This is a genomic window from Streptomyces sp. NPDC020731 (assembly GCF_044334705.1).
In the GTDB taxonomy this organism is placed as follows: Bacteria; Actinomycetota; Actinomycetes; order Streptomycetales; family Streptomycetaceae; genus Streptomyces.
In genome coordinates this window covers 23,353-49,513 of the sequence record NZ_JBIRTN010000025.1, presented here as the reverse complement: position 1 = coordinate 49,513, position 26,161 = coordinate 23,353, and the positions used below count along the sequence as shown (strand labels likewise).

28 protein-coding genes are annotated in these 26,161 nt (G+C 73.2%); 9 read left to right on the top strand and 19 right to left on the bottom strand.

All coding sequences use genetic code 11. The annotated features are described in order from the left end of the window. Position 1: 1 nt before the first annotated feature. The 3 genes from ACH4VX_RS31445 to ACH4VX_RS31435 all read right to left on the bottom strand — a co-directional run bounded on the left by ACH4VX_RS31445 (position 2) and on the right by ACH4VX_RS31435 (position 3,297). Positions 2-1,033 (bottom strand): SDR family oxidoreductase, encoded by a 1,032-nt coding sequence (locus ACH4VX_RS31445; RefSeq protein WP_398372175.1) that lies wholly within the window; start codon positions 1,031-1,033, stop codon positions 2-4. Positions 1,034-1,417: 384 nt separating this feature from the next. Then, the gene (locus tag ACH4VX_RS31440) at positions 1,418-2,644 is read right to left on the bottom strand and encodes an aromatic acid exporter family protein (protein ID WP_398372174.1); all 1,227 of its coding nucleotides are present in this window, start codon (positions 2,642-2,644) and stop codon (positions 1,418-1,420) included. Further along, positions 2,641-3,297 (bottom strand): HAD family hydrolase, encoded by a 657-nt coding sequence (locus ACH4VX_RS31435; protein WP_398372172.1) that lies wholly within the window; start codon positions 3,295-3,297, stop codon positions 2,641-2,643. The genes ACH4VX_RS31440 and ACH4VX_RS31435 overlap by 4 nt, the downstream gene beginning before the upstream one ends. 393 nt (positions 3,298-3,690) lie before the next feature. Between ACH4VX_RS31435 and ACH4VX_RS31430 the strand changes: the two genes are divergently transcribed. Beyond that, positions 3,691-3,954 (top strand): hypothetical protein, encoded by a 264-nt coding sequence (locus tag ACH4VX_RS31430; protein WP_398372170.1) that lies wholly within the window; start codon positions 3,691-3,693, stop codon positions 3,952-3,954. 25 nt (positions 3,955-3,979) lie between these two features. Here ACH4VX_RS31430 and ACH4VX_RS31425 read toward each other — a convergent pair whose 3' ends face one another. The 3 genes from ACH4VX_RS31425 to ACH4VX_RS31415 form a co-directional block, all read right to left on the bottom strand. Beyond that, entirely contained in the window at positions 3,980-4,525 is a 546-nt protein-coding gene (locus ACH4VX_RS31425; protein WP_398372168.1) for a VanZ family protein, read from the bottom strand. A 59-nt stretch (positions 4,526-4,584) separates the two neighbouring features. Beyond that, positions 4,585-5,247 (bottom strand): DUF4230 domain-containing protein, encoded by a 663-nt coding sequence (locus ACH4VX_RS31420; RefSeq protein ID WP_398372166.1) that lies wholly within the window; start codon positions 5,245-5,247, stop codon positions 4,585-4,587. A gap of 129 nt (positions 5,248-5,376) precedes the next feature. Further along, positions 5,377-5,757, bottom strand: a complete 381-nt coding sequence (locus ACH4VX_RS31415) for an anti-sigma factor antagonist (RefSeq protein WP_398372164.1) — start codon at positions 5,755-5,757, stop codon at positions 5,377-5,379. Between the two features lie 659 nt (positions 5,758-6,416). Between ACH4VX_RS31415 and ACH4VX_RS31410 the strand changes: the two genes are divergently transcribed. Beyond that, positions 6,417-6,809, top strand: a complete 393-nt coding sequence (locus ACH4VX_RS31410; protein ID WP_398372162.1) for a VOC family protein — start codon at positions 6,417-6,419, stop codon at positions 6,807-6,809. A 41-nt stretch (positions 6,810-6,850) separates the two neighbouring features. Here ACH4VX_RS31410 and ACH4VX_RS31405 read toward each other — a convergent pair whose 3' ends face one another. Both ACH4VX_RS31405 and ACH4VX_RS31400 read right to left on the bottom strand, forming a co-directional pair. Further along, the gene (locus tag ACH4VX_RS31405) at positions 6,851-7,162 is read right to left on the bottom strand and encodes a DUF4235 domain-containing protein (RefSeq protein ID WP_398372160.1); all 312 of its coding nucleotides are present in this window, start codon (positions 7,160-7,162) and stop codon (positions 6,851-6,853) included. Between the two features lie 77 nt (positions 7,163-7,239). After that, the gene (locus ACH4VX_RS31400; protein ID WP_398372297.1) at positions 7,240-8,265 is read right to left on the bottom strand and encodes a glutathione S-transferase family protein; all 1,026 of its coding nucleotides are present in this window, start codon (positions 8,263-8,265) and stop codon (positions 7,240-7,242) included. A gap of 136 nt (positions 8,266-8,401) precedes the next feature. Here ACH4VX_RS31400 and ACH4VX_RS31395 point away from each other — a divergent pair, with 136 nt between their 5' ends. Then, entirely contained in the window at positions 8,402-9,331 is a 930-nt protein-coding gene (locus ACH4VX_RS31395) for a cation diffusion facilitator family transporter (RefSeq protein ID WP_398372295.1), read from the top strand. A gap of 61 nt (positions 9,332-9,392) precedes the next feature. On the opposite strand, the gene ACH4VX_RS31390 is transcribed toward ACH4VX_RS31395, so the two are convergent. From ACH4VX_RS31390 to ACH4VX_RS31375, 4 genes are all read right to left on the bottom strand, one after another. Continuing rightward, positions 9,393-9,845 (bottom strand): nitroreductase family deazaflavin-dependent oxidoreductase, encoded by a 453-nt coding sequence (locus ACH4VX_RS31390; RefSeq protein WP_398372159.1) that lies wholly within the window; start codon positions 9,843-9,845, stop codon positions 9,393-9,395. Positions 9,846-9,944: 99 nt separating this feature from the next. Further along, on the bottom strand, positions 9,945-10,577 hold the full coding sequence (locus tag ACH4VX_RS31385) for a LysE family transporter (RefSeq protein WP_398372157.1): 633 nt from the start codon (positions 10,575-10,577) through the stop codon (positions 9,945-9,947). Between the two features lie 175 nt (positions 10,578-10,752). Beyond that, complete coding sequence (locus ACH4VX_RS31380; protein ID WP_398372155.1) at positions 10,753-11,421, bottom strand: DUF4232 domain-containing protein; 669 nt, start codon at positions 11,419-11,421, stop codon at positions 10,753-10,755. 13 nt (positions 11,422-11,434) lie between these two features. Further along, positions 11,435-13,810: a SpoIIE family protein phosphatase gene (locus ACH4VX_RS31375; protein ID WP_398372153.1), complete on the bottom strand. Its 2,376-nt coding sequence runs from the start codon at positions 13,808-13,810 to the stop codon at positions 11,435-11,437. Positions 13,811-14,509: 699 nt separating this feature from the next. On the opposite strand from ACH4VX_RS31375, the gene ACH4VX_RS31370 reads away from it, so the two are divergent. From ACH4VX_RS31370 to ACH4VX_RS31355, 4 genes are all read left to right on the top strand, one after another. Then, positions 14,510-16,753, top strand: a complete 2,244-nt coding sequence (locus tag ACH4VX_RS31370; RefSeq protein ID WP_398372151.1) for a glycoside hydrolase family 9 protein — start codon at positions 14,510-14,512, stop codon at positions 16,751-16,753. Between the two features lie 117 nt (positions 16,754-16,870). After that, positions 16,871-17,116, top strand: coding sequence for a hypothetical protein (locus tag ACH4VX_RS31365; RefSeq protein WP_398372149.1), 246 nt, complete (start codon positions 16,871-16,873; stop codon positions 17,114-17,116). A gap of 3 nt (positions 17,117-17,119) precedes the next feature. After that, positions 17,120-17,497: a toxin Doc gene (locus ACH4VX_RS31360; RefSeq protein WP_398372147.1), complete on the top strand. Its 378-nt coding sequence runs from the start codon at positions 17,120-17,122 to the stop codon at positions 17,495-17,497. A gap of 545 nt (positions 17,498-18,042) precedes the next feature. After that, on the top strand, positions 18,043-19,683 hold the full coding sequence (locus tag ACH4VX_RS31355) for an RICIN domain-containing protein (protein ID WP_398372146.1): 1,641 nt from the start codon (positions 18,043-18,045) through the stop codon (positions 19,681-19,683). A 267-nt stretch (positions 19,684-19,950) separates the two neighbouring features. Here the strand turns inward: ACH4VX_RS31355 and ACH4VX_RS31350 are convergent, their stop codons facing one another. The 3 genes from ACH4VX_RS31350 to ACH4VX_RS31340 all read right to left on the bottom strand — a co-directional run bounded on the left by ACH4VX_RS31350 (position 19,951) and on the right by ACH4VX_RS31340 (position 22,499). Then, positions 19,951-21,120, bottom strand: a complete 1,170-nt coding sequence (locus ACH4VX_RS31350; protein WP_398372144.1) for a lactate 2-monooxygenase — start codon at positions 21,118-21,120, stop codon at positions 19,951-19,953. Between the two features lie 90 nt (positions 21,121-21,210). Beyond that, positions 21,211-21,906, bottom strand: a complete 696-nt coding sequence (locus tag ACH4VX_RS31345) for an alpha/beta fold hydrolase (RefSeq protein WP_398372142.1) — start codon at positions 21,904-21,906, stop codon at positions 21,211-21,213. Positions 21,907-21,941: 35 nt separating this feature from the next. Further along, entirely contained in the window at positions 21,942-22,499 is a 558-nt protein-coding gene (locus tag ACH4VX_RS31340; protein WP_398372140.1) for a hypothetical protein, read from the bottom strand. 324 nt (positions 22,500-22,823) lie between these two features. On the opposite strand from ACH4VX_RS31340, the gene ACH4VX_RS31335 reads away from it, so the two are divergent. Next, a complete protein-coding gene (locus ACH4VX_RS31335; RefSeq protein ID WP_398372138.1) occupies positions 22,824-23,258 on the top strand; it encodes a subtilase-type protease inhibitor in 435 nt (144 codons plus the stop codon). 151 nt (positions 23,259-23,409) lie between these two features. Here ACH4VX_RS31335 and ACH4VX_RS31330 read toward each other — a convergent pair whose 3' ends face one another. From ACH4VX_RS31330 to ACH4VX_RS31320, 3 genes are read right to left on the bottom strand one after another with little or no spacing between them, the layout of a single operon-like run. Further along, positions 23,410-23,607, bottom strand: coding sequence for a CDGSH iron-sulfur domain-containing protein (locus tag ACH4VX_RS31330; protein ID WP_398372137.1), 198 nt, complete (start codon positions 23,605-23,607; stop codon positions 23,410-23,412). Continuing rightward, positions 23,588-24,274 (bottom strand): HemK2/MTQ2 family protein methyltransferase, encoded by a 687-nt coding sequence (locus ACH4VX_RS31325; RefSeq protein ID WP_398372135.1) that lies wholly within the window; start codon positions 24,272-24,274, stop codon positions 23,588-23,590. Before ACH4VX_RS31325 ends, ACH4VX_RS31330 begins: the two co-directional genes overlap by 20 nt. Further along, the gene (locus ACH4VX_RS31320) at positions 24,264-25,277 is read right to left on the bottom strand and encodes an iron-containing redox enzyme family protein (protein ID WP_398372133.1); all 1,014 of its coding nucleotides are present in this window, start codon (positions 25,275-25,277) and stop codon (positions 24,264-24,266) included. Before ACH4VX_RS31320 ends, ACH4VX_RS31325 begins: the two co-directional genes overlap by 11 nt. Positions 25,278-25,356: 79 nt before the next feature. Between ACH4VX_RS31320 and ACH4VX_RS31315 the strand changes: the two genes are divergently transcribed. Next, positions 25,357-25,965: a flavodoxin family protein gene (locus ACH4VX_RS31315; protein WP_398372131.1), complete on the top strand. Its 609-nt coding sequence runs from the start codon at positions 25,357-25,359 to the stop codon at positions 25,963-25,965. Between the two features lie 8 nt (positions 25,966-25,973). Here the strand turns inward: ACH4VX_RS31315 and ACH4VX_RS31310 are convergent, their stop codons facing one another. Then, positions 25,974-26,150, bottom strand: a complete 177-nt coding sequence (locus ACH4VX_RS31310; protein ID WP_398372130.1) for a hypothetical protein — start codon at positions 26,148-26,150, stop codon at positions 25,974-25,976. Positions 26,151-26,161: the final 11 nt, after the last annotated feature.

The window sequence follows — 26,161 nt, the reverse complement described above, 5'->3', positions numbered from 1 at the left end:
CTCAGCCGACCTTGCGGCCCCGCATCGGTTCCGTGTCCTCCCCGGCTCCCTCCTGCATGCCCAGCAGGAACTCCTCCACCACCTGCGTCGCCGTGTGCTCCGGCCGCCAGCCGAGCTCCACGCGCGCACGCGCGCAGTCCATCAGCGGCAGCCTCAGCACGGCGTCGAACAGATGCGGCGAGGCGGGCAGCAGACGCAGCCCCCAGGCGGCGGCGACCGCCGAGCGGGCGGCGGTACGCGGCAGCCGCACCCGGCGCGTCCCGAGCATCTCCCCGAGCAGTTCCGCGTCGACCGTCGGCTCCGCGGCGAGATTGAAGGCCCCCCGCGCCTCGGCGGACAGCACGGCCAGCCGGTAGGCATGGGCCGCGTCGTCGGTGTGCAGCGCCTGCACCCGCAGCCCCGGAACGTCCGGGAGGACGGGCAGCAGATCGGGCCGCGCCAGCGGACCCGGCAGGAAACGGCCGCCGAAGATACGGCGCTGTTCGCTTCCCGACTCCCGCTTGAAGAGGAACGCGGGCCGCATCCGTACCACCCGTGTCCCGGGATGATCACGCTCGAACGTGTCCAGGGCCCGCTCCAGGTACGCCTTCTCCCGGCAGTACGCGGCGTCCGGCCAGCCGTGCGTCGGCCACGACTCGTCCACCGCGTGGTCCTTCGGGCCCGGCGAGTACGCCCCGACCGACGAGGCGTGCACCAGCGCCGGCACCCCCGCCCCGGCCACCGCGTCGAACACCCGCATGCTGCCCAGCACGTTGGTGCGCCACGTCGTCGCCGGGTCGTGTGTCGGCTGGAACGCCCACGCCAGATGGATCACCGCGTCCGCGCCGGTGAACTCCCCGACGAGATCGGACCGGTCCGAGGCCAGGTCCACCGCCGACCACTCGGTCTTCGGCGGCGACAGGTCGGGGATCCGCCGTGCCAGGCCCCGTACGGAGCCGACCTCCGGTTCCTGCGAGAGGACCCGCACCACACTGGTCCCGACATTGCCGGTGGCGCCCGTGACGACGACCCTCAGGCCCGTTGCGCTGCTCACCTTCCCGCTCCTCTCGGCCGGCTGCCCCGCGGGACCGGCCGAGTACCCCTCAGACGGAGGCGTTCACGCCCGTCAGGCGGGCCGAGAGTTCCCACAGGCGGGCCGCCTGCTCCGGGTCGACCGCCCGGTCCGACACCGGTGCGCAGGCCCGGGAGCATGGAAAGCCCCGACCGTGACGGGGGAATCACGGCCGGGGCGGCTCGGTGGTGGGCACGGACGGCGGTCGCCTCTCGGCGAAAGGCTCCACAGGGCTTCAGCCGGACGATCGTCCCTGTGGGCGAATGGTGAGGCCCGGGGACACTGTCCCGTCCGCACCCACGATCTGTTCAACGGCCGACCGCCTCCGGGTGTTCCGCGTCCGGCTGCCGGTGGGCGTGACGTGTGTCACCGGCCCGGGGCGCCGGTGTCGAGCTCGGCCCAGAGATTCTCGGCCTGGAGCACCAGCGTGCCCAGGACGGCGGTCCGCGCGGCACCCTGCCCGGCGTGCTCGCGCAGCCCGTCCTGGAGTTTCTCGTGCAGGTCCCGCATCACCGCCTCGGTCCGCTCGTCCAGGAGGGTGTCCACGCGCGTGCCGCCGGCCGGCAGCCGCTCGGCCTCCGCGTGGCAGGCGTCGCCGATCAGCTCCAGCAGCTCCGCGTAGCAGCTCAGCACCGCGGCGTCCGGTGCGGCGGGCGTACGGTCCTCGTCGGCGGCCACCGCGAGCGTGCGGGTCAGCGCCGTGACATGTCCGGTGACGCGGCTGAACCGCTCGTCCTCGTCCTCCGGCGGCAGCGCCGCCGTCGGCGCCCGGTGCAGGAAGCGCAGGACGCCCGAGGTCAGCCGCAGGCTCTCCCTGCTCCACTCGCGCGCCGAGCGCAGCGCCTCCAGACGGCCCTGCAGCCGGGCCGCGGAGTCGAGCCGGCCCGCGGCGGTCTGCGCGTCCCACTCGCCCCCGCGCAGATCCCCGGCGACGGCGTGCAGCACGTCACCCGCCTCGCGGGCGAGCGCCGCCAGGTTCTCCCGTACGTCCCGCAGATGGATCGGCGGCAGGATCAGCGCGTTGACGGCGACACCGATGACCGCGCCGAGCGCCGCCTGCCCCAGCCGGTGCCCGACGGCGACCGCGCTCACCGTTCCCGTGGCGATCGTGAAGACGGCCGTGGTGGCGGCGTAGATGCCCTGGTCGCCGAAGCGCGGCCAGTTCGACAGCAGCACCAGCACCGGCACGGACAGCGCCAGGGCGCCCGTGGTGTCGCCGGTGACCGCCTGCGCCCCCGATGCCACCAGGGCCCCCACGCAGATCGCCGTGAACTGCCGCGCCCCCTGCACCAGCGAGCTGTAGACGGTGGCCTGCACCAGGACCAGCGCCACCCAGGGCGCCATCAGGGCCATCGGGTCGCCGAGCCACACCTGCGCCAGCAGCCAGGCCAGCAGCGCCGCCGCGGCGGCCTTCAGCGACTGGACGAGCAGATCCCGCTCCCGGCCGGGTCCCCGCCACGCGGCCCGCGCCGCCCGGCCGACGGACCGCGCGTCCCACCGCACGGCCTCCCGCACCCGCGCCACCGGAGCCGTCCGCCCCACGGCGTCACCCTGCCCGGTCCCTTCCCGCACCCGCGCCATGTCCTGCCTCATGCCAGGGGGCTGTCCGGCAGGGATGCCAGGAGATGCGCCGGGTCGTCGTAGACCGCGTCCGCGCCGGCCTCCTCCAGGTCGGCACGCGGAATGCCACCGCACAGCACGCCCACGCAGCGCACCCCGGCACGGCTGCCCGCCCGCATGTCCCACACCGTGTCACCGACGAACACCGCCCGCTCCGCGGGCACCCCGGCCAGCTCCAGGGCGTGCTCGACGGGCTCCGGCGCGGGCTTGCCCTCCTCCACGTCGTCGGCGCTCGCCGTCGCGCCGATCGCCTCGTCCGCGTCGATCGCCCGGCGCAGCGCGCTCAGCTCGGCACCGCCCGCCGAGGTGGCGAGCACCACCGCCCAGCCCTCCCGGTGCAGCCGCTTCAGCAGCCGGCCGGCGTCCGGCAGCGCGGGCAGCCGGTCGAAGTACTGCCCGTACAGCGCCTTGTGCGCCGCGCTCAGCTCGTCGTCGCGGCCGGTGTCCCGGTCCTCGCCCAGCAGGTGGGCGACCAGGTCGGAGGAGGGCAGCCCCACGGCCCGGTGGACGGCGTGCATCGGCACCCGGTGGCCCGCCTGCCGGAAGGCCTCCCACCAGGTCGTCACGTGCAGATGGTTGGTGTCGGCCAGAGTGCCGTCGACGTCGAACACGGCGGCCCGTTCCATATGTGGTCCCTTCTCGTCCTCTCGCGAGCGGTACGGGTACCACCTCAGCCGCCCGCCACTCCGGAGGGCACCTTCCGCTCCCGCGCCCACGCCGGGGCCCGTCCTCGGACCAGGTGGTGACCACCCGCTCCGGCGGACCCCGCACTCCTGTGCGCGGGCGCGCCCCGGAATCCGCCGGTCCGGCCGGCCCCTCCCCTCGGCCGGGCCGCTCGCCCGGGTGACGGCGTCGGAGCCCGCCGAGCACGCGTCACCGGGAGCGGACGGCGGAATGCTCCGGACGGGCCCGCGGGCCGGGTCGCACCTGACGGGCGACGACCGGCGGCACCCCTGAACGGAGGCGGACCCGGACGCCGTGTCGACTCGTTCGCGCCGTTCGCGCTCTACCCTCGATGCATGACCGAAAGCGCGAGCCCGTACATGTCGCATCCGCGGATCATGGTGCTCGGGGTACAGCCCGGGACCCCGCCGTTCCGGATCGTGGAGATCGACGGACAGGTGGTCGGCGAGGCGAAGGCCGTCACCGACGTGCTGCACGCCGCCGCCGCGTTCGGGATCACGGTCCACGACCTGGACGACCCGGACGTGGTCCGCTGGGTGGGCGGCGACAAGTTCACCTGGACCCCGCGCGGGGGTCCAGGCGCGAACGAGCGGCCCTGACCCTCGGAGTGACGCTCCCCGGGGGTCAGGCCTTCGGGCGGCGTGCGTGCACGGCCCGGCTCAGGCGGCGGCCCACGAGCAGGTAACCGAGCAGCGCACCGCCGGTGTTCAGGATGACGTCGTCGATGTCGAAGGCGCGTCCGGTCACCAGGGCACCCTGCGCGAACTCCACCAGCAGCATCACGACGGCCGTCAGCACCAGCACCCGCAGGAACCCGCGGGTGCGCGGTGCGACGACCGGCGCGAGCACACCGAAGGGCACGCCGAGCAGGATGTTGCCGCCGATCTGACGCACGGCGTCACGCAGCGCGGGCTGGTCCAGATAGGCCCTCAGCGAGCGGCCCGGATGCAGATTGGTGTGGGTCAGCGCCTCCGAGGCGGGGGAGGGGTACAGGGTGAGCCGGGCCAGGACCGCGGCGAAGGCGACCATGAAGACGAAGGCGCACAGCATCGCCAGCAGCCGGGGAAGCAGGGGGAGCGGACGCTCCGGGCTGCCCTCCGCGGTGCCGCGTCCGGGCGGTTTCGGACGCCGGTGGGGAAGGGAGCGCGGACGTGGGGCGGCGCGGGCCATTCGGTCCTCCAGTCGTCAACTTCCGTTGGTGATACGCCGGTTACCCCCGGCCATGCCGGTCAGTCGCCGTAACTGACCCGTACCTCCTTGAACCCCAGGGAGCGCAGCAGCCCTTCGAGCATCTCCGTGGTGTTGGTCTCGGCCCGGGTGGTGAGCCCGCTCTCCTTCGCCGCGTCGCCGATGTGCCGCACGGCGAGCTTCTGGACGGCCTGTTCGCTGCCCGGGTTGTCCGAGAAGAGGTCGCCGAGCCGGTCGAACAGCCCGCGCTGCTTGGACACGGCGTAGGAACGCTCGGGGTCCAGGGCCGGCTTGCCCAGGCGGGCGTGGGGCAGCCGCAGCGTGGCGGACGTACGGTCGTCGTCGACCCGTACGTCGTCCTTGCCCAGCTTCCCGAGGTCGACATAGGCGTCGACGGCGCCCGCGCCCACGTACAGCGTGCGGCTGCCGCGGATGGCGTCCGGCAGGAACTTCGTGTCCTTCTCCAGGTCCACCACCACCTGGAAGTTGCCCGAGGCGGCGTCGTAGCGGCTGATGTCCTGGATGGACTCCAGGAGCGCGGGTCCGGAGCGGTCCTCGGTCTCCGTGCCGAACAGGTCCTTCAGGCCCGGCAGCACGCTCAGCCGGATCCCGGCGAACAGCACGACGAGCACCAGCACCACCGCGCCGAGCACCTTCGCCCATCCGGGTACGCGCGCGATCGGTCCCTTCACGGGAGTCGTCATGGCGACGGCCCTCCTTCCTCCTGACCGAATGCCCCTCAGTTCCCCCGGCAGACAGGGAAGTCGGGAACGGGCGACCGCACCGGGAGCACGGAGGGGCGCACGGTGGGCGCCAGGCCGCGGACCCGGCGGTCAGACCGGGCCGGAAGCGGCCCCGGGCTGTTCCAGGGCCGCGTCCAGGGTCGGCCACGGCGGCAGCAGACGGGAGGTGCCGGTGATCCGCAGCATGCGCAGGGTCAGCGGGTGGGCGCACACGAGGTGCAGCCGGCCGGCGCCGCCCGCGGTCCGCTGCCGGGCCCGGTACAGCAGGCGCAGCCCGGAGAGGTCGAAGAACTCGACGTGGGTCAGATCGATCACGATCCGGGCGTCCGGTTCGGCGGTCGCCATGTCCAGATGCGGGACGATCTCCGTGGCCGCGGCGATGTCGATCTCACCGCGGAGCTCCAGCACCGTGTGTCCCCGCTCGTGGCGGACGCGCAGATGCCGGGTCAGCGGTGCAGGTTCGTACCGCACGACGCCATCGCCTCCAGCCTGCTCCGTGCAACGGGGGTGGGAACCGGTCCCCGCACCGGTTCCCACCCTGCAAGTTACCTTCGGTCGAGTGCATTTGAGCATGTTCGATTGACATATGTCTTCGATTTGCGACCGAGTTCTTTCGAACCGGTCGGTCGGTCCCGACGGTCCTCGTCGGAGCGTGGCGGAATCCTCACTTCTGGCAGCGGTCGAACTTGATCCGCGGAGCCGCCGGCCCGACAATTTCCTTACTGGTAACGCGAGTTGACCCACATCGCGACGGGTTGCCTCGCGGTGCGTACGCATGAGTGCGGTCCCGTTGCGCGCTCCTGTCGCCCGGTACGGCCGGCGGCTGACGCCGCTCGGTCTCGGTGGCGGGACGGTCGCCGCCACGTCGATGAGTTCGGGCCGGATCGCCACGGCCGTCCTCGGCGCCGCCGCGACGGCCGCCTGCTCCGTGCGCGTACGGCTCGTGCTCCGGTACCGGGTCCGGCTGCCGCGCGCGGAGGAGGCCCGCCCGGACCGGCCGGGACGGGTACGCCCGCATGCCCCCGGAAGTCACCCGCCGCGGGCCCCGGTTGAATCCGGCGAGCGGGGACAGGAGTCACGTACAGGGCGGGGCAGGAGCGTCCCGCACCCCGGACTCCCGCGGAGGAGACATGACCCTGGTGACGGCCGGCGTGGTGGTGCTCGACTGTGCCGAACCCGAGAAACTCGCCGAGTTCTACAAGGAGTTGCTGGGGGCAGAGGACGTCGACGCCCACGTCAACCGGGTGGAGATCCGGGCCGCCGACGGTTTCCGCCTGGCGCTGCGCCGCGACGTGAACGCGACCGCCCCGAGCTGGCCCCGCCCGGAGAACTCCCTCCAGGCGCACCTGGAGTTCGTGGTGGACGACCCGGACGCGGTGGAACGCCTGATCGTGGGCCTCGGCGGGCGCCCGGTGGATACGGGCGACGCCTCGGGACCCACCGAGGAACGCGGCTACGCCGACCCGGCGGGCCACTCCTTCACCGTCCGCCGGGGTACGTCGACGGCGCCCAAACAGGGCTGACCCGCCGTCCCGGGGGACGGCGGGCCGGCCGTACGGACGCGTCAGTCGCGGCCGCCCTTGTCGGGGACCGGCCAGGTGCCCGTGGAACGTTCGATGGCCTTGGCACCCGCCCGGTCCACGGCACTGCGCACCACCGCGAAGATGGCGCCCTGGATCGCCGCGGCCAGCAGGATCTCCCCCCAACGGCGGTCCCGGTCCAGCGCGTCGGGCGCGTTGTCCTCGTGCCGGATCACCTTCCAGGTCTTCTGGAACGCCATCCCTGCCACGGTGCCGCTGGTCCAGCCCAGCGCGAAACCGATGGGCTTGTACGCCAGGGGCATCTTCTTCTTCGCCTTCTTGCTCTTCTTCGCCACGTGGACCTCCTGGGTCGGCTGCGTCGTCTCGTCGGTGGGACGGACCGTCGGCGGACGGACCGTCGGGCCGGGGGCGGTCAGGGGCGGCCCGGCGCCGGCACCTCCTCGCCGGCCCGCACCGGACCGGGCGGAGTGCCGTCCCCGAACGGCCGGCCGCCCAGCTCCGCACGGTGGTGGGGCGCCGTCCAGCCGGACAGGTCGGGACCGAGGGGCACGATGCCGGAGGGGTTGATACCGGTGTGCACCTGGTAGTAATGCCGCTTGATGTGGTCGAAGTCCACGGTGTCGCCGAAGCCGGGCGTCTGGTACAGGTCGCGGACGTACGCCCACAGCACCCGGTTCTCCGCCAGTTTCCACCGGTTGCACTTGAAGTGGCCGTGGTACACCGCGTCGAACCGCACCAGCGTGGTGAACAGCCGGATGTCCGCCTCGGTGATGGTGTCACCGACCAGGTACCGCTGCCCCTCCAGCCGCTCGGTCAGCAGTTCCAGCCGCTGGAACAGGGCCGTGCACGCGGCCTCGTACTCCTCCTGGTCCGTGGCGAAGCCCGCCCGGTACACGCCGTTGTTGACGTCCCGGAAGACGTCGTCCATGACCGCGTCGATCTCCTCGCGCAGCGCCTCCGGATAGAGGTCGGGCGCCCCCTCGCGGTGCAGGGCCGTCCACTCGGTGGCGAGGTCCAGGGTGATCTGCTGGTAGTCGTTGGTGACCAGCTCCCCGCTGGGCACGTCCACGACCGCGGGCACACTCACCCCGCCCGGGTGGTCCGTCTCGCGCCGGTCGTACGCCTCGCTCAGGTACCGGATGCCCAGAACCGGGTCACGGCCGTCCGGGTCCAGGGTGAAGCGCCAGCTCCGGTCGTCCTGCACGGGGTCCGTGACGGCCAGGGACAGCGCGTCCTCGAGACCCAGCAGTCGCCGGGACACCAGGGCCCGGCTCGCCCACGGACAGGCCCGGCTCACCACGAGCCGGTAGCGCCCCGCCTCCACCGGCCGGCCCTCCCGGCCGTCCGCGGTGATCCGGTCCGCGAAGTGGGCCTTCGACCTCTTGAACTTCTTCCTGCCGTACGAACTGTTGCCGCCGCCCCCGTCGTCGCGGCCCATGGTGCTCTCCTTGTCGCCGTTCGGATGTCCCTTCACCGCGTTCCCCGTTTTCCACCGACGGCACGGTGTGCTCTGGGCCGACCGGGGCAATCGGCCGAGGGTGAGTACTCGATCGGATCGCAGAACCCGGATCACCGTGCTGGTGGCGCTCGCCGCCAATCTGGTGATCGCCGTCGCCAAGGCCGTCGGCGGACTGGCCGCGGCCTCCCCCGCCCTGCTGTCGGAAGCGGCGCACTCGGTCGCCGACAGCATGAACGAAGTGTTCCTGCTGGCCGCGCTGCGGCGCAGCCGGCGCCCGGCCGACCGCCGTCACCCGTTCGGCTACGGCAAGGAGCGGTTCTTCTGGTCGCTGCTCGCGGCCGTCGGGATCTTCGTGATGGGCGGCTGCTTCTCGTTCTACCAGGGCGTCGAGGCGCTCAGGAACGGGAGCGAGGAGGACCTGGACGGCTATGTCGCCGGACTGGTCGTGCTCGGCATCGCCCTGCTCGCCGAGGGCGGCTCCCTGCTGCGCGCCCTGTACCAGGTGCGCGAACAGGGCGGTCTGGGCAGCGGACTGCGTGATCCGGCGCTGCGCACGGTGGTCGCCGAGGACGGTACCGCTGTGGTGGGCGTCACCCTGGCCATCGTGGGCATGGCGCTGCACATGATCACCGGGCAGGTGGTGTGGGAGGCGTCCGCCTCGCTCGCCATCGGGATGCTGCTGGTCTACGTCGCCTTCCGGCTCGGGCGTGACGCCCGCGACCAGCTGGTCGGCGAGGCCGCCGACCCGGAGGCGAGCAGCCGGATCCGGGAGCTGCTGTGGGAGCAGCCCGAGATCGACAGCGTGGAGGCGCTCTTCACGATGAAGACGGGCCTGGACACCGCCCTGGTGGCCGCCCGCGTCGACCTGGTGCCCGGTATGGACAGCGAGCGGGTGGAGGAGGTCGCCGTACGCATCAAGCGGTCCATCGCCCGTGAGGTGCCCGAGGCGGAACAGATCTTCCTCGACGTCACCGAACGGGGGGATCCGGAGGCGCGGGAGGCATGGGAAAGCCCCGCCGCGACGGGGGAGCGCGGCGGGGCCTGAACCACGCGTGCCCGGACCCCGGCGCTTCATGCACACCGGAACGCGGGAAATCCTCCGGGGCTCAGCCGTGCTGCCCGTCCGGCTCCAGCACGAAGACCGGAATCTCACGGTCCGTCTTCTTCCGGTAGTCGGCGTACGGCGGATAGGCGTCGACGGCACGCTTCCACCACTCGGCCTTCTCCGCCCCCGTGACCTCACGGGCCGTCATGTCCCACTTGTCGGGACCGTCCTGAAGCTCGACACGCGGGTCGGCCTTGACGTTGTGGTACCAGACCGGGTGCTTGGGCGCTCCGCCCAGCGAGGCCACCACCGCGTACCGCCCCTCGTGCTCGACCCGCATCAGCGGGGTCTTGCGCAGCTTGCCGGACTTCGCGCCCCGGCTGGTCAGCAGGATGACGGGCAGGCCCGTGTCCATCAGGGTCGTTCCCTGCGTGCCGCCGGAACTCTCGTACAGCTCCACCTGTTCGCGCGACATCCGCGCCGGGCTGGGTTCGTACTCACCTTGAAGAGGCATGGCATCCGTCCCCTCGTGGTCGTCTCCTGCGGCCGACTCGATCACACGGACAACACCACCGCACGCGGAAATCATCCGTACCGGGCGGCTCATGAGCCGTCACAGGGGTGCCACCGCCATGTGGACCGCGAGGGCCGTCATCACCCCGGACGCCACCAGCGCGGTCACCAGTCGGCCCCGGTGGCCGGTCAGGGTCCGGCCCAGCAGGGCGCCGCCGCCGGCGAGCAGCACCTGCCAGCTCGCGGACGCGGCGAAGGCCGCCGTCACGAACACGGTCTGTTCCCCGGGCCCGGCCGCCTCCCCGCTCCGGGAGCCGAGCACGAGCGCCGCGAAGTAGATCACGGTGGTGGGGTTCAGCAGGGTGATCCCGAGCAGCGACAGATACGCGCGGGCGGCGCCCGGGGGAGCGGCTCCGGTGCGGGCGACGGGCCGCCGCCCGCGGTAGCGGCGTACGGCGCCGGCCGCGCCCCACGCCGCCAGTGCGAGCAGTACCGGCACACAGACCCACCGCATCGGCCCCAGGGCCGGCCGCAGCGCCGACGCGAGGGCCGAACCGCCGAGTGCGGCCGCGAGGGCGTACAGCCCGTCGGCCGTGGCGATGCCGAGGGCCGCGCAGACTCCGGTGCGCAGGGTGGTGCGGGCGGTGAGGGAGACCAGGTAGGTCCCGACGGCGCCCACGGGGACGGCGATGCCGTAACCGGCGAGCAGCCCTGCGAGCAGGGCGGCCGTCATGAGCGCGGCGGCGTCGGTCCTCCCCCCGGACCGGGCTGCTGCTGTCGGCCCGCCGCGGGGGCGTGGGCGGACAGCGGCATCGGGAGGGGGCTTGCAGGCATGACGGGATCCTGGGCCTTCCGGCCGGGGCGGGCAATCGGTTTTCCGCCCCCGGACGGCGGCGAGCCGCATCCGCTCACCGGCCGTCGAGCGGCCCCTGGGGTCCGGTGCCCGGCTCCAGCACCGTGAGGAACACCGAGGACGCGTTGCCGGACACCGGGACCGCACCGGCCCGCCACGGCACCTTCAGGGGGTCCCGTTCGTCCGGTGGGGTGACGAGGAGCGCCGCCGGGGTGGCCGCGCGGGCGCCGCTGACGCCGGGGCTCGCGTAGCGCAGCCCCGCCCAGGCACTGGCGCCGGGCGCCAGGGTGACGGCCGCCGGGTCACCGGGGGTGCGCTTCGGGTCCCGGCCCAGCCGCTCGCCGGCCGCGTCCACGAAGGCGGCGCCCGGATAGCCGTACAGGGTGCAGGTGTGGGAGGAGACGTTCGTCAGCACGACGGGGAAGTTGCGCTGTCCCGCGCCCGGGTCCATCCGGCCGACGGCGGCGCTCAGCTCGGCGGTGCGGCACCGGGACGCCGAGCGGTCCGGGTGTCCGGCGGCCGCCGGGGACCGGTCGTTCGTGGAACCGGCGGCGTCGCTCGGGACGGCGCTGCGCGGGGAGTTTCCGGCGGTCCGTCCGGCCGACGCGGAGGGTTGCGGAGCGGTGCCCGCCGTTCTGCTCTCGGTGCCGCAGGAGAGCAGCGCGCCCGACAGGACCAGCGCGCCCACCACCGACATGCCCACGTGCCGTGACCCGTTCGCCATGGTCCACCCCATGTCACATCTCGTCCACCAGGGCCAGTTCCGACCAGATGGTCTTGCCGTCGGCCGTGTGTCTGCTGCCCCAGCGCTGGGTGAGCTGGGCGACCAGCAGCAGGCCCCGGCCGCCCTCGTCCCAGGTCTTGACCCGGCGCAGATGCGGCGCCGTGTGGCTGGTGTCGGACACTTCGCAGATCAGTGTCGAGGCGTCGTGGATCAGCCGCAGCCGGATGGGCGGGGCACCGTACCGGATGGCGTTGGTGACCAGCTCGCTCACCACCAGCTCCGCGGTGAACGACGCCTCGGTCAGCGCCCAGGTGGCCAGTTGGTCGAGGACCTGCTTGCGGACGGGGGCGACCAGCGCCGGATCGGCGGGGATGTCCCAGGTGGCGACCTGGGCGGACGGCAGACCGTGGGTACGGGCCAGCAGCAGGGCCACGTCGTCCGTCGCGCCGCCCGGCGCGAGCACGGTGTGCAGGACCCGGTCGCAGGTCTCGTCGAGCGGGCCGGCGGCGTTGGACAGCGCCTCGCGGAGCAGGGCCTGACCGGCCTCGGTGTCCCGCCCGCGGGACTCGACCAGCCCGTCGGTGTAGAACGCCAGCACCGCGTCGTCGGGCAGCTCCAGCTCGACCGACTCGAACGGCAGCCCGCCCAGGCCCAGCGGTGGCCCGGAGGGCAGGTCGAGGTGCCGGGCCGGGCCGCCCGGCGGGATCAGCACCGGCGCGGGGTGCCCCGCCCGGGACAGGGTGCAGCGTCGCGACACCGGGTCGTACACCGCGTACAGACAGGTCGCGCCGACCTCGCCCGACGCGGGGTCGCCGCCCGACTCGTGCGAGAGATGGAGGACCAGGTCGTCGAGATGCGTGAGCAGTTCGTCGGGTGCCAGATCGATGTCGGCGAGGGTGCGCACCGCCGTGCGCAGCCGGCCCATGGTCGCGGACGCCTGGATGCCGTGTCCGACGACGTCCCCGACCACCATGGCCACCCGCATCCCGGACAGCGGGATCACGTCGAACCAGTCGCCGCCCACACCGGAGCGCGCGGCCGGCAGATAGCGGGTGGCCGCCTCCACGGCGGCCGTGCGCGGCAGGGTGCGGGGGAGCAGGCTGCGCTGGAGCGCGAGGGTCGTCTCGCGTTCACGGGAGTAGCGGCGGGCGTTGTCGATGCAGACGGCGGCGCGCGCGGTGACCTCCTCGGCCAGCAGCACGTCGTCGTGGGTGAACGACTCGGGACGCGTGAAGCGGGTGAAGGCGGCCACCCCGAGGGTCGTACCGCGCGCCTGGAGCGGGACGGACAGCATGGAGTGGACGCCGAACTCCCGGACCTGCCGGGCGCGTGCCTCGTCCACCGCGAGCCACGGGTCGAGATCGCCGGAGGGCACCGAGGCCACGACGCTGTGGCCGGCGATCAGCGAGTCGGCCTGGGGCGCGGTGGCCGGGTAGACGATCACCTCGCCCAGGTGGGCGACCGACTCGGGGCTGCCCGGTGCCAGGGACTGATGGGCGACCCGGCGCAGCGAGACGGGCGTGCTCAGCGGGCCGGTGGGCTCGCCCCCGGGCTCCTCGGGCTCCAGCAGGTCCACACTGACGAAGTCGGCGAGCGCGGGCACGCACACCTCGGCCAGTTCCTGCGCCGTCCGGGTGACGTCCAGGGTGGTGCCGATGCGCATGCTGGCCTCGTTGACCAGTTGCAGCCGCTCCCGCGCCCGGTACTGCTCGGTGAAGTCGTGGGCCGTCACGCACACGCCCCGCACCCGGCCGGACCGGTCGGTGAGCGGCGCGAGCCGGGCCAGCCAGGCATGCGCGTGGCTCTCACCGGTGGCCTTCATGTACGTCTGCATGTCGTGCGGCCGGCCGGTGCTCAGCACCTGGCGCAGCTGCCGCTCGAGTGCGGCGTGCTGCGGCCGGCCGCCGATGTCGGTGGGCCTGAGGCCTCGCAGGTGAGGGGCGGGCAGGCCGAGGAGGTGGGCCATGGCGTCGTTGACCCCGCGCAGGCGCAGGCCTTCGTCGAAGACCATCGTGGCGCAGGGCGACTGGAACACGGACGTCCTGACCAGCGGATCGTCGGGGAGTTCGTGATGCGTGGCCTCCAGCGGGGTGACGGCGAGCCAGTCACCGGGGCCGTCGTCCGACTGTCTGTGGTGGGCCAGCACCCACACCGTGACGGTGCCGCCGTCGCGGTGCCGCAGCGCGAGCGTGCCGCTCCAGCGGGCGGCCGGGAGCCGGGGCGGGCCCCACCCCTCGGCCAGCAGGTCGGCGGCCGGGCGGCCGACGACCTGCCCGGCCGTGTGTCCCAGCAGCAGACGCGCACCCTCGCTCCACCGCGCGAGCGTGCCGTCGGCGGCGATGACGGCCCGGGCCGTCACGGCATCGTCGAACGGGTCGTCCGGCCTCATCGTCGCCACTCCATCGCGCACACGCACCGTGAACCGGTGTATCGCCTGAGTTCCAGCCTAGTGGGTCGGGGCCCGACGCGGACTGCGAACCTCCGCTCCGGCCCCGCGGCGCGGGAGCGGCCCGGGGGCATGCGGGACGGGAGTGAAGCACGCGCCCTTGACGTTCCCCCGCGGCTCGTCGACGGAATCCGTTTGTTCGCGATCGGTTGTGAGCATTTCTGAGTTCTCGTGAGTGAGAGTCGCCATGCCGGTCACTCGCGGATCCGTCCTGCTCGCCTCCGCCGCGGCACCCGCCGCCGGTGCCCCGCCGGGCGCCCCGCGGGCCTCGTCCCGGTCGATCGTCCCTCGCGGCCCTCCGTGGTCAGGGGGCGGCTCGGCCCGCTCGTGGCCGGCCCCGTCGCGGCGCTGCGACGCGTGGGAGCGAGGAACTTCGACGCGGTACGCGGCTCCCGGATCCGGCCCGTACCGACCGGCCGTCACCCGGACGAGCCCCGGGGCGCGGTGCGCGTCAGCCGGCCGGTGGCACCGGCCGGCTGGGAGGAGCGGTCGGGACAGGACTGCCGGCGGGCCACCGTCACCAGTCCTGTCCCAACCGTTGACGGAGTGTCACACCTGCCACAACCATGTTCCGCGTACGGAGATGGGAGCGCTCCCATGTGTGCTTCCGCGCCCCCGCACCTCCCCAAGAGGAGCCCAGACGTGAACAGACGCAGAACCGCTCTGCTGTCCCTGACCGGACTGCTGGCGACCGCGCTCACCGCGCTGCCCGCCGCCCCGGCCGGGGCGGACGAGGTCGAGCAGGTCCGCAACGGCGCCTTCGACACCGGCACCGACCCCTGGTGGGCCTCCGCCGGCGTCACCGCGGGCCCGTCCGACGGCCGCCTGTGCGCCGACGTCCCCGGCGGCACCACCAACCGCTGGGACGCGGCCGTCGGCCAGAACGACATCACCCTGGTGAAGGGCGAGTCGTACCGCTTCTCCTTCAGCGCGACCGGCTCGCCCGCGGGCCATGTCGTGCGGGCGGTCGTCGGCCTGCAGGTGGAGCCGTACGACACCTACTACGAGGTGTCCCCGCAGGTCAGCGTCTCCGGGGACACCTACTCGTACACCTTCACCTCACCCGTGGACACCGCACAGGGCCAGGTCGGCTTCCAGCTCGGCGGCAGCGCGGACCCCTGGCGGTTCTGCGTGGACGACGTGTCCCTGCTGGGCGGGGTCGCCCCCGAGCCGTACGAGCCCGACACCGGACCCCGCGTCCGGGTCAACCAGGTCGCCTATCTGCCCTCCGGGCCGAAGAACGCCACCCTGGTCACCGACGCCGGCGAGCGGCTGCCCTGGCAGCTGAAGGACGACGACGGCCGTGTCGTCCGGCGCGGCTGGTCCGTGCCGCGCGGCACGGACGGCTCCTCCGGGCAGAACGTCCACTCCGTCGACTTCGGCGGCCACCGCAAGCGCGGGACCGGCTACACCCTGGTCGTGGACGGCGAGACCAGCCGGCCCTTCGACATCGACGCGAGCGCGTACGAACGGCTGCGGCTGGACTCGGCGAAGTACTACTACACCCAGCGCAGCGGCACCGGGATCCGCGACGACCTGCGCCCCGGTTACGGCCGCCCGGCCGGACACGTGGGCACGGCCCCCAACCGGGGCGACGGCCAGGTGCCCTGTCAGCCCGGTGTCTGCGACTACACCCTCGACGTCACCGGCGGCTGGTACGACGCCGGCGACCACGGCAAGTACGTCGTCAACGGCGGCATCAGCACCTGGGAGGTGCTCAGCACCTACGAACGCGCCCGGCACGCCCGCACCGGCGAGGCGGACAAGCTCGGCGACGGGACACTGGACATCCCGGAGAGCGGCAACAAGGTCCCGGACATCCTCGACGAGGCCCGCTGGGAGCTGGAGTTCCTGCTGAAGATGCAGGTACCCGACGGCGAGCCGCTGGCCGGCACGGCCCACCACAAGATCCACGACGAGCAGTGGACCGGACTGCCGCTGCTGCCGAGCGACGACCCGCAGAAGCGGGAGCTGCATCCGCCGACCACCGCCGCCACCCTCAACCTCGCGGCCACGGCCGCCCAGGCGGCACGGCTGTACCGCTCCTACGACAAGGAGTTCGCGGCCACCACCCTGGCGGCGGCCCGCAAGGCATGGACGGCGGCCCTCGCCCACCCGGACCTGCTCGCCGACCCGGACGACGGCATCGGCGGCGGCGCCTATCCCGACGACACCGTGACCGACGAGTTCTACTGGGCGGCCGCCGAGCTCTACCTCACCACGGGGGAGCGGCAGTTCGAGGAGTACGTCCTGAACTCCCCGGTGCACACCGCCGACATCTTCGGCCCGCTCGGCTTCGACTGGTCGCGCACCGCCGCGGCCGGCCGGCTCGACCTCGCCACCGTGCCCAACAGGCTGCCCGGCCGGGACAAGGTCCGCCGCTCCGTCGTGCAGGGCGCCGACGGCTACCTGGCCACGCTGAAGGCCCACCCGTACGGGATGCCGTACGCGCCGGCCGGCAACGTCTACGACTGGGGCTCCAGCCACCAGGTCCTCAACAACGCGGTCGTCCTCGCCACCGCCTACGACCTCACCGGCGCCGCGAAGTACCGGGACGGCGCGCTGCAGAGCATGGACTACATCCTGGGCCGCAACGCCCTGAACATGTCGTACGTCACCGGCTACGGCGAGGTCAACGCGCACAACCAGCACAGCCGCTGGTACGCCCGGCAGCTCGACGCGAACCTGCCGAACCCGCCCGCCGGCACGCTCTCCGGCGGACCCAACTCCAGCATCCAGGACCCCTTCGCCCAGTCGAGACTCCAGGGCTGCGTCGGTCAGTTCTGCTTCATCGACGACATCCAGTCCTGGTCCACCAACGAACACACCATCAACTGGAACGCGGCCCTGACCCGCATGGCCTCCTTCGTGGCCGACCAGGGCTGACCCACCTCCCGGCAGGGACCGCCGGCCACTCGGCCGTCGGTCCCTGCCGGTACCCCTTCTCATACGGTCTGACCTGCGCGTATTTACGATCCAGTACCCGAGCGGTACCGTGAGGGCATGCCAGCTCTCAACGTGGAGTTCAGCGACCGCGAGCTCGAGGACCTGCGGCAGATCGCCAAGGAGCGCGGTACGTCCATGAAGGCGCTCGTGCGGGAGGCGGCCGCGGCGGACATAGCCCGTCACCGCGCCCTGCAGGAGGGCGCGGAGGCCTTCCGCCGGTTCTTCGCCTCCCACGCCGAGGAATTCGCCGCCGCCTTCCCGGACGACGAACCTCCCGCCAGGGGTGAGAGGCGGGCCGCCTGACCGATGGCACCCGTGCTCCACATCGACGTGCCCTGGCTGCTCCAGCGGCACGAGGAGGTCCTCCCGGACCAGCCCACCGTCAACGACTTCTCCGCCCTCGTCGCGGCCGTCGCGCGCCATCGCGTGGACCCGCCCCGGCTGGGCGTCGACTCCGATCCGGCCTGGCGGGCGGCGGCCCTGCTGCACACCCTCGCCGTGCTCCGGCCGCTGCCCTCGGCCAACGCCCGCTTCGCCTGTGCCGCCGCCGTGGCCTACATGTTCGTCAGCGGAGTCGGCATCGACCCGCCCTACGGCGCCCTGGTCGATCTGGCGCGCGACCTGATCTCCGGCGAGGCGGACGTCTACGGCGCGGCCGACCGGCTGCGCTCCTGGCAGATCTGAGACCGCGCCGGACGGGCCGCGCGGGCCCCCGGGGCCGCCGGCCGAGGGCGGGAGGATCGGGGCCGGCCGGCCGTGCGCGCAGGAGAGCCGCCGTCTCTGCGCGTGACCTCCGAGAGGGTCCGTGACCAGTTGACTACGCTCCGGCGTGCGCCGGGAGCGTGCGCGGGGCGCCGGTGCGAGCGCGGAGTTCGCACGGGGTGCTGAAGGGGCCCGGGCGCCCCCTGGTGCGCCTCGGCTGTGAACGGCGTGAAAACCCAGGTCGAAAGCCACGGTGAGGGCCCCGGGCCGGGTTTCCTTTCTGACTTTCTGTCAACGCGCGGATGTTGCTCGAGCGCCTTGTTGGCCGAGCGAGGGTTGTGCGAGAGTGAGCCACCCGTGCGGGGGGTAAAGGACGGGGTCGCACGCGAGTCGATGAACCGGGTCCGATTCACCGCCGGTGAATTTCAGCCCCCCGTGCCGCGCCAAAGGGGTATGCGCCAAGCGGTCTCCTTTTCGGCGTCGGAAACCCTCGAATGTCACATGCGCTGTGGGAAGGAACCATCTCAGTGCACACCCCCCACCCCCCTCGACCTCCGTATCCGCCGCCCGGCGGGGACCCGGGGGAATCCGACGAGTTCCTCGCCGTCCGGTTGCGGGGCCGTCCGGAAGGCGAGGCCTCCTACTCCGTCGCGCTGCTGTCGGCACGGCACTGGCAGCCGATGCAGGACTACGCGGCCGTCTGCCTCGCCTCGTCGGGGCAGCTCGCCGCCATGGTCACCGCGGCCGCCCTGCACCGGGTCCTGGACCGGGTCGCCGTCGGCGAATCGGCCGTCGCGCTCCGGCCGGTGCTGCTGGTGGGCGTGCGGGACACGGTCCGCGAGTGGGCCGCGGACGATCGAATAACCGGAGTTATGCCGGAGCTGCAGAAACCGGCGGGCGGGCGCGGCATGCGCGCGGCGACCACCATGACTCCGGAAAACCGCTCACTCGCTCAACGGGCATTCCGGTCGCTGCCCGCACTCGCGCGCTGTTTGCTCTGGCACGTCGAGGTCGAGGCCGAGCCGATTTCCGTGCCGGCCGGTCTGCTCGGCATGGACCCCGACATCGCGTCGGGCGCACTCGAACAGGCACGTGAAAAATTCCGTCAAGGTTGTGTCCACGCCCATCAGGAACTGGCACCCACGAAGGACTGCCGCTTCTACAACCGCCTCCTCGACGTCCCCATCCGGCGGGGCGGGGCCCTGCTGCCGGACGTCCGGCAGCATCTGGCGGAGTGCCGCTACTGCCGGAACGCGGCCGAGCAACTGAGCCACTTCGAGGGCGGCCTGGGCCCGTTGATCGCCGAGGCGGTGCTCGGGTGGGGGGCCCGGCGCTACCTCGACTCGCGCCCCGGGCGCGCGACGGCCGGCCCGCGCGGCGGACGCGCCGTCCGCCGGCGCCGGGACGGGGGCGGGCGGTCCGGCAGCGGCCGGCACCGCGTGCTGTCCCGCATCCCCGTTCCCGAACGGCTGACGGGCATCGCGTTCCCGGACCCGGTGCGCTCCACCAGGACCCTGCTCACCGGTATCGGCGCGGTCTCCGCCGGAGTGCTGGTGAGCGTGCTCATCGCCGGGCCCTCCACCCCGGACGGCGGTGCCGCCGACCCGACGGGCTCCACGGGAGCGGCGGGCGGTCGCGCCGCCGTGCCGTCCGCGTCCCCGCCCGGCGCCGCCGGGCTCCCCACCGCACCGGGACGGACGCGGCTGCGCAACGTCGCCTCCGGCCTGTGCCTCGACACCCGGGGCGAGCCCCAGGACGGCTCGGGGACCCGGCTGGCGGACTGCTCCTCGGTGTGGACCCAGCAGTGGACGTACGAGGACGACGGGCTGCTGCGCAGCGTGGCCGACCCCGGTCTGTGCCTGGACTCGCACAAGGACGCCGGTGTCGTCGTCCTCGGCACCTGCGCCGATCCCGGCGGCCGACGGGGCGACGACGTGCGGTACGACCTCACCGTGCAGGGCGAGCTGGTGCCCCGCTGGGACGTCCAACTGGCCCTCACCCCGGCGACCCCTGACGCGAACGCCGACATCGTCGTCAAGGTACGCGACCGGACCGTGAACCAGCGCTGGACCCCCGAACCGGTACGGGCGGCCACGGGCTCCCTGTCCATCAGCGGCACGGACACCCCACCGGCCCGGCACGCGAAACTGGCCGAGCCGGTGACGTGAGCACTCCGGCCGGGGCGGGGATCCGGCCCGGTGGCCGCCTCGCCCCGGCTCGGCAGGCGTCGTGGAAGTGCGGCCCGGGCAGGGCTCGACCCGGAGGACCCCTGCCTCGGGCCGGCGGGCGGTGGGACGCAAGCCCCTCCGGTCCGGCGCGCGGAGTCGACCGGACCGAAGGGGTGATGCCGCGACGGGGAGGGGCTGCGGCCGGAAGACCCCCCGCCCCGGCCGCCGGCCCGGGCCGTGGACGGGCGGTGGTGTGGCCGGAGCGGGTCAGCCCGTCGCCTCCGTGAGGGCGTCGGGGCCGATCGTGGACGGGGTGGCGTGGCCCGACAGGGCCATGGTGAGGTCGAGTTCGGCGAGCAGACAGCGGATCACGTGTTCCACCCCCGCCTGTCCGTCGAGGCCGAGCCCGTAGACGTACGGACGCCCCAGCAGGACCGCCCGTGCGCCGAGGGCGAGGGCCTTGAAGACGTCGTCGCCGGTGCGCACCCCGCTGTCGAACAGCACGGTGAGCCGGTCGCCGACGGCCCTCACCACGCCGGGCAGCGCGTCCGCCGCGGCGATCGCCCCGGCCACCTGCCGGCCGCCGTGGTTGGACACCACCACGCCGTCCATCCCGGCGTCGGCGGCGAGCCGCGCGTCGTCGGGATGGAGCACGCCCTTGAGGACGATCGGCCCGTCCCAGTTCTCCCGCAGGAACGCCAGATCCGGCCAGGACTTGGCGGGATCGGCGAACAGGCCGACGAAGTGCATCACCGCAGCGTCCGGATCCTCGTGCACCGGCTTGGCCAGCCCCGCCCGGAACGCCGGGTCCGAGAAGTAGTTGGCGGTGCCCACACCGCGCAGGAAGGGCAGGTACGCCTGGTCCAGATCGCGCGGGCGCCACGACAGCAGGGGAGTGTCGAGCGTGACGACGAGCGCCGTGAACCCGGCGGCCTTCGCCCGGTCCAGGAAGCTCCGGGCCACCTCCACGTCCTTCGGCCAGTACAACTGGAACCAGCGCTCCGCCTCGCCCATCGCCTCCGCGACCTGCTCCATCGGCGTGCTGGACGCGGACGACAGCACGAACGGCACGCCCTGCGCCGCCGCCGCCCGGGCGGCGGCGGACTCGGCGTCCGGATGCATGATCGACAGCACCCCGACGGGCGCCAGCGCCAACGGCGCCGGCAGCGCGCGGCCCAGCACCTCGACCGACAGATCACGCTCGTGGACATCCCGCAGCATGCGCGGCACGATCCGACGGCGTTCGAGCGCGGCCCGGTTGGCGCGGGCGGTGCTGCCGTCGCCCGCGGAGCCCGCGACGTACCCGACCGGCCCCGGGCCCAGCCGCTGCTCGGTCAGCTCCTCCAGCCGGGTCGGATCGGTCGGCAGCCGGGGCACGGCCCCCGTCATTCCGTTCAGGTAGATCTCGTACTGGAAATCGCCCCAGCGCTTCGCCATCCGTCCCGCCTTGTCCTCCGGAGCCACACCGTCCCGGTGCATACTGGTCGGTATGTGCTGGGCGCGTCCAGCGCCGGGCGGGAGGAAGGATCAGCGGACGGCGGCCGCTTCCCGCAGGATCCGGGCCAGTTCGCGCGGCCGGGAGAACATCGGCCAGTGCCCGGTGTCCATGGTCACCAGCTCCCACGTCTCGCTCTTCAGCTGCTCCGCCACGGCCGGCAGGGGCTCCTCGCCGTCCAGCAGGCACTTGACGTACGTCGCCGGCAGCTCGCCGAGCGGCCGCTCCAGCACGGCCGGTTCGGTGAGCGTGGCGCCCGGGTGCGGGGTCGATCCGGCGGTGATGCGGGCCGTCTGATCGACCGTCAGGCCCTGGCCCACGCAGTCGTCGGCCTCCAGGGGCGGCCAGAACCCGTCGTTGGCGCCGATCGTCCGTCGGACGTCGTCGCTCGGCCAGCCGTACAGGAACGACTCCCCGTCGACCGGCACGTTCGCGTCGACGAAGACCACGTGTCGCAGCCGCTCGCCGATCCGCTCGGCGGCCTGGCCGACCGGCACGCCGGAGTAGCTGTGTCCCACGAGGACGACGTCCCGCAGGTCGAGCCGCTCCACCTCGTCCACGATGTCCTGGACATGGGTCTGCTGCCCCGCCGGCACGCCCTGCCTCTCCGCGAGCCCGGACAGCGTCAGGGGATACGCCTCGTGCCCGCCCGCGCGCAGTTCGGCCGCCACCTCGTCCCACGCCCACGCTCCGAGCCAGGCACCGGCCACCAATACGAATCGGGTCATGCCCGTACCGTAACGAACGCCACTGACAACGGCGTTCACCCGCCGTCGGTGCCGGGCTCCGCCTCCTCGGGTCCGGTGTCCGGCCCCTGGGCCCGCACTCGCTGGACGTGTTCCAGCGACTCGCGCAGCTCGGTGAGCCAGTCGTCGGTGTGCCGCTGGACCAGGCGCACGCACCAGGCCAGCGCCTCGCTGCGGCTGCGGGCCACCCCGCTCGCGATGAGGGTGTCGAGGACCTGCCGCTCCGGCTGGCGCAGCCGGGTCATGACGGGCGCGGCCACGTGCGTGAACAGGGCGCGGTGCCCGTCGCACTCCACGCCCCAGGACACCTTCCGGCCGAATCGGTGCTCGGCGTCCCGGGCGACCGCGATCCGGTCGTCCCGGGTGCGTTCCCGGAACTCCTGGACGCGGCCCTCGACCGCCGCCTCCCGCTCGGCCGGCGAGGCGCCCTTTGCCGGCCGGGGACCGGGAACGCGGCCGATGACCGTGATCTCCTCGCGGTCGACCGTGACCTCGGTCAGCTCCTCGAAGAGACCGTCGGGGAGCCGGCCGGAGAACCAGCCCCGCACTTGCTCTCGCTGCTCTTCCGTAATCATGTAATGACGATTACTCGCCTCGTCCATGAACACAAGGTGTCGCGGAACGGTCTGCCGAGAGCAGAATTGGAATGTTTCAGGCCGATTGCCGAGCGGCCCCCTTCCGGCCACCTGGCCATTTCGCACGCCCCGTGTCCGTGCGGTTACAGGGCCGCACTCCGCACCTTCCGTGACTTCACGCCACTGATTCAATACGCAAGGTTACCGAAACCCGCATGCCCGACGTGAAGTTCCGGCGCGGACTCGGCAGACTCCCGCACGCCGGTTCGGCACCGACCGAGCACGAGCCGGCGACTCGTCGACACGAGCGGAAGGATGCACACAATGCGGAACACCGCGCGCTGGGCCGCCACCCTCGGCCTCACGGCCGCAGCCGTCTGCGCACCCCTGTCCGGGGCGGCACTGGCCGCTCCGGGAACTGCCCCGTCCGCGCTCTACGCCCCCTCGGCCCTGGTGCTCACCATGGGTCACGGCGACAGCGCGATGACCGTCACGCCGGAACGCGCGGTCACCCTGACCTGTGCCCCCGGGACCTCGGGCACCCACCCGGCCGCAGACGCGGCCTGTGCGGAGATGAACCGCATCGGCGGCGACCTCGGCGCCCTGACGATGCGGGAGGGCGTCTTCTGCACCAAGCAGTACGACCCGGTGTTCGTCACCGTCGACGGGGTGTGGCGCGGGCAGCGCGTCTCCTACGAGCGGATCTTCTCCAACGCGTGCGTGATGAACGCTCACGGTTCGAGCGTCTTCGCGTTCTGAGACCGGGATCGCACGGTTTCCCGTGACCGCGCGGCGGCCGGTGGATTGGGGAGTGCCGGCCCTCCCGCGGAACGTGCGATCCCGCGCAAGGAGGCCGGCGGGCGGAGTGGGGCCGCCCGCCGGCCTCCGGGCTTTCCCGGACCCCGCCGGCTCAGGCCCGGTCCCGGTGACTGGTGTCGCACCAGGGGAAGCGCCGGCTTCGGCGGCAGGTGCACAGGGCCACCCGGAAGCGGTCGGAGGCGACGATCGTGCCGTCCTCCAGCTCGACCTCCACCGGGCCCTCCACCAGGAGCGGCCCCTTGCGCCGGACGGTGACGCGACGCGGGGTGTCAGAGGGGGAGTTCGGCACGGATCACCACCAGCTCTTCCTTGTCCTCGCTCCCGGACAGCAGCCCCCGCTCCCGCAGCCAGTGCTCCCTGCCCCGTACCACCGGGCCGAAGACGATGCGCCGGCGCCGGATCACCGCGGCCTTCGTCCCGGCCGCCCGCAGCCGGCCGATCGTCAGCTCGGGACCGCTGAGCGCCGACTGCACCAGCAGCAGGACGCCGCCCGGCCGCAGCAGCGCGGGCGCCTCCCGGCAAATCCGGTCCAGGACGAGCCGCCCGTCGCCGCCCGCGTCCCAGGCCCGGGCCGCGCCCCGCGGCGGTGACGCGCCGCCGGGCGCCGGAACGTACGGCGGATTGGCGAGGATCAGATCGAACGACTCACCCCGCACGGGCGCGAACAGATTGCCGTGCCGCACCCGGAGCGGCACGCCGGCCCGCAGCGCGTTCAGCCGCGCCGCGCACACGGCCCGCCACGAGACGTCGACCGCCGTCACCCGCAATCCGCGCCGGGCGGCCGCCACCGCCAGGGCACCGGACCCGGTTCCCACGTCGAGAACGGCGGCGCCCGGTGGGACCGGCTCGTCGGACAGGGCACCGGCCAACAGCTCGGTGTCCTCCTGCGGGGCGTACACGCCCGGTGGTGCCACTGGACTCACGGACCGCCGAGTACCCCCGCCGTCAAGAAACATGAGCGAACTCCTGGGGCAGGGGAGCACGCAGTGAAGACCGGCCCGCGCTCCAGTCCGCGAGCAGCCGGTCGCCGAGGCGGTCCTCGACGAAAACGGTGGCGTCGACGCCGAAGGCGATGTCCGCCGCGAGATGCGGCTCCACCTCCAGCAGCCCGCCGATGACGTCGTGGCGCACCACCTGCTCGTGCACCGCGTCCGCCTCCACGTGCTCGTCGTAGAAGTACTCGGCGGCGGGTCCCGCGCCCGTGCGGCGCATCGCCTCGGCGAGCCGCCGCGAGCCGGGTGACGAGGTGATCTCGACCGTCGCGAAGTGGCCCACCAGCGCGCCCCTGAAAGCGCGGTGCAGTCCGAAGAGGGACATCAGGTTCACCGTCACGAGCAGTTCGGCGCAGGCCGCGTCCAGATAACGGCCGTACGTCGTGTCCAGCCCCAGGTCCGTCATCAGGTCGGCGAAGAGACGGGCGTGCACCCGGTCGGCGCGGCCGCCGCCGTACTCGTCGAACTCGACCGCCGCCATCGCCGCCTTGGCCCGCCCCCACAGCCGGGGCAGCACCCACGCGTGCGGGTCGGCCTCCTTCAGGTGGTACAGGGACCGCTGGGCGGCGTACTCGCGGACGTGCCACAGCTCGCCCTTGTCACGCAGGAAATGGCTGACGCCCGTACCGTTCACCGGTTCCACCAGGATCCCGGCGAGCGCCTCGTCGACGCCGTCGTGCCGCCGGGCGTCCGCGCGGAGCGCGGTGAGGAAGCGGTCCTCCAGGGCGGCGCGGACGCGCAGCAGCTCCGGATCCCATTCGCGGTCCGCCGCCACGCCCGCGAATCCGCGGTAGTGCAGCTCGTAACACAGGTACAGGGCGAGCTGGAGGTCGTCGCCGTACACGGGGGCGGTGGCGATCCCGTCGTCCGGAGGCAGCGGGCCGGTGCCCCGCAGGTGGTCCTCGACGGCGCTGCTCAGGGGGCCGCGCGGCGCGGGCAGCCGGGGTTCTTCACAGGGGTGTTCCATGCGCCCCGGGTACCCGGACGGCCCATGGACATCCACCTTCGCGTGGCGACCGGCCGCCCGCGGGGTACTCCGTGACCACATGAAGGCACTAGTGATCAACTGCACCCTCAAGAAGTCACCGGAGACCTCCAACACCGAGGCGCTGTCCGGGACCGTCACCGAGCAGCTGGAGAAGGAGGGCGTGGAGGTCGACGTCGTCCGCGCGGTGGACCTGGACATCGCTCCGGGCGTGGTCAGTGAGGCCGTGCACGAGGGCGACGCCTGGCCGGGCGTCCACGAGAAGATCCTCGCGTCCGAGATCCTCGTCATCGCCTCGCCGACCTGGCTGGGGCAGCCGTCGTCGGTCGCCAAACGGGTCCTGGAGCGGATGGACGCCATGCTGTCCGAGACGGACGACGACGGCAGGCCGGTCGCCTACAACCGGGTCGCGGGCGTCGTCGTCACCGGGAACGAGGACGGCGCGCACCATGTGATCAGCGAGATCACCGGCGGCCTGCAGGACATCGGCTACACCATCCCCGGCCAGGCGTGGACCTACTGGAACCAGGGCCCCGGCCCCGGACCGAGCTTCCTGGAAGGCGGAAGCGGCCACGACTGGTCCCGCAAGACGGCCCGCGCCATGGCCGCCAACCTGCTGGGCGTCGCCCGGGCGCTGGCGGCCCGGCCCCTGGGCCCGCCGCCGCAGTAGGAACGGCACTAGTCGCCCTGGGACTCCTCCTGCGCCTCGGCGTTCGGGGTGACGGCCTCTCCGGCCTCGCCCCGGTGATGGGGCCGTCCGGCGGAGTCCTCCGGGCGCCGCTCGGCCTCCTCGACCTCGCGCAGCACCTCCTCGACGGCCGTCCCGGGCTTCTCGTGGTCGTCCCGCTCGGACACGGGTCCTCCTT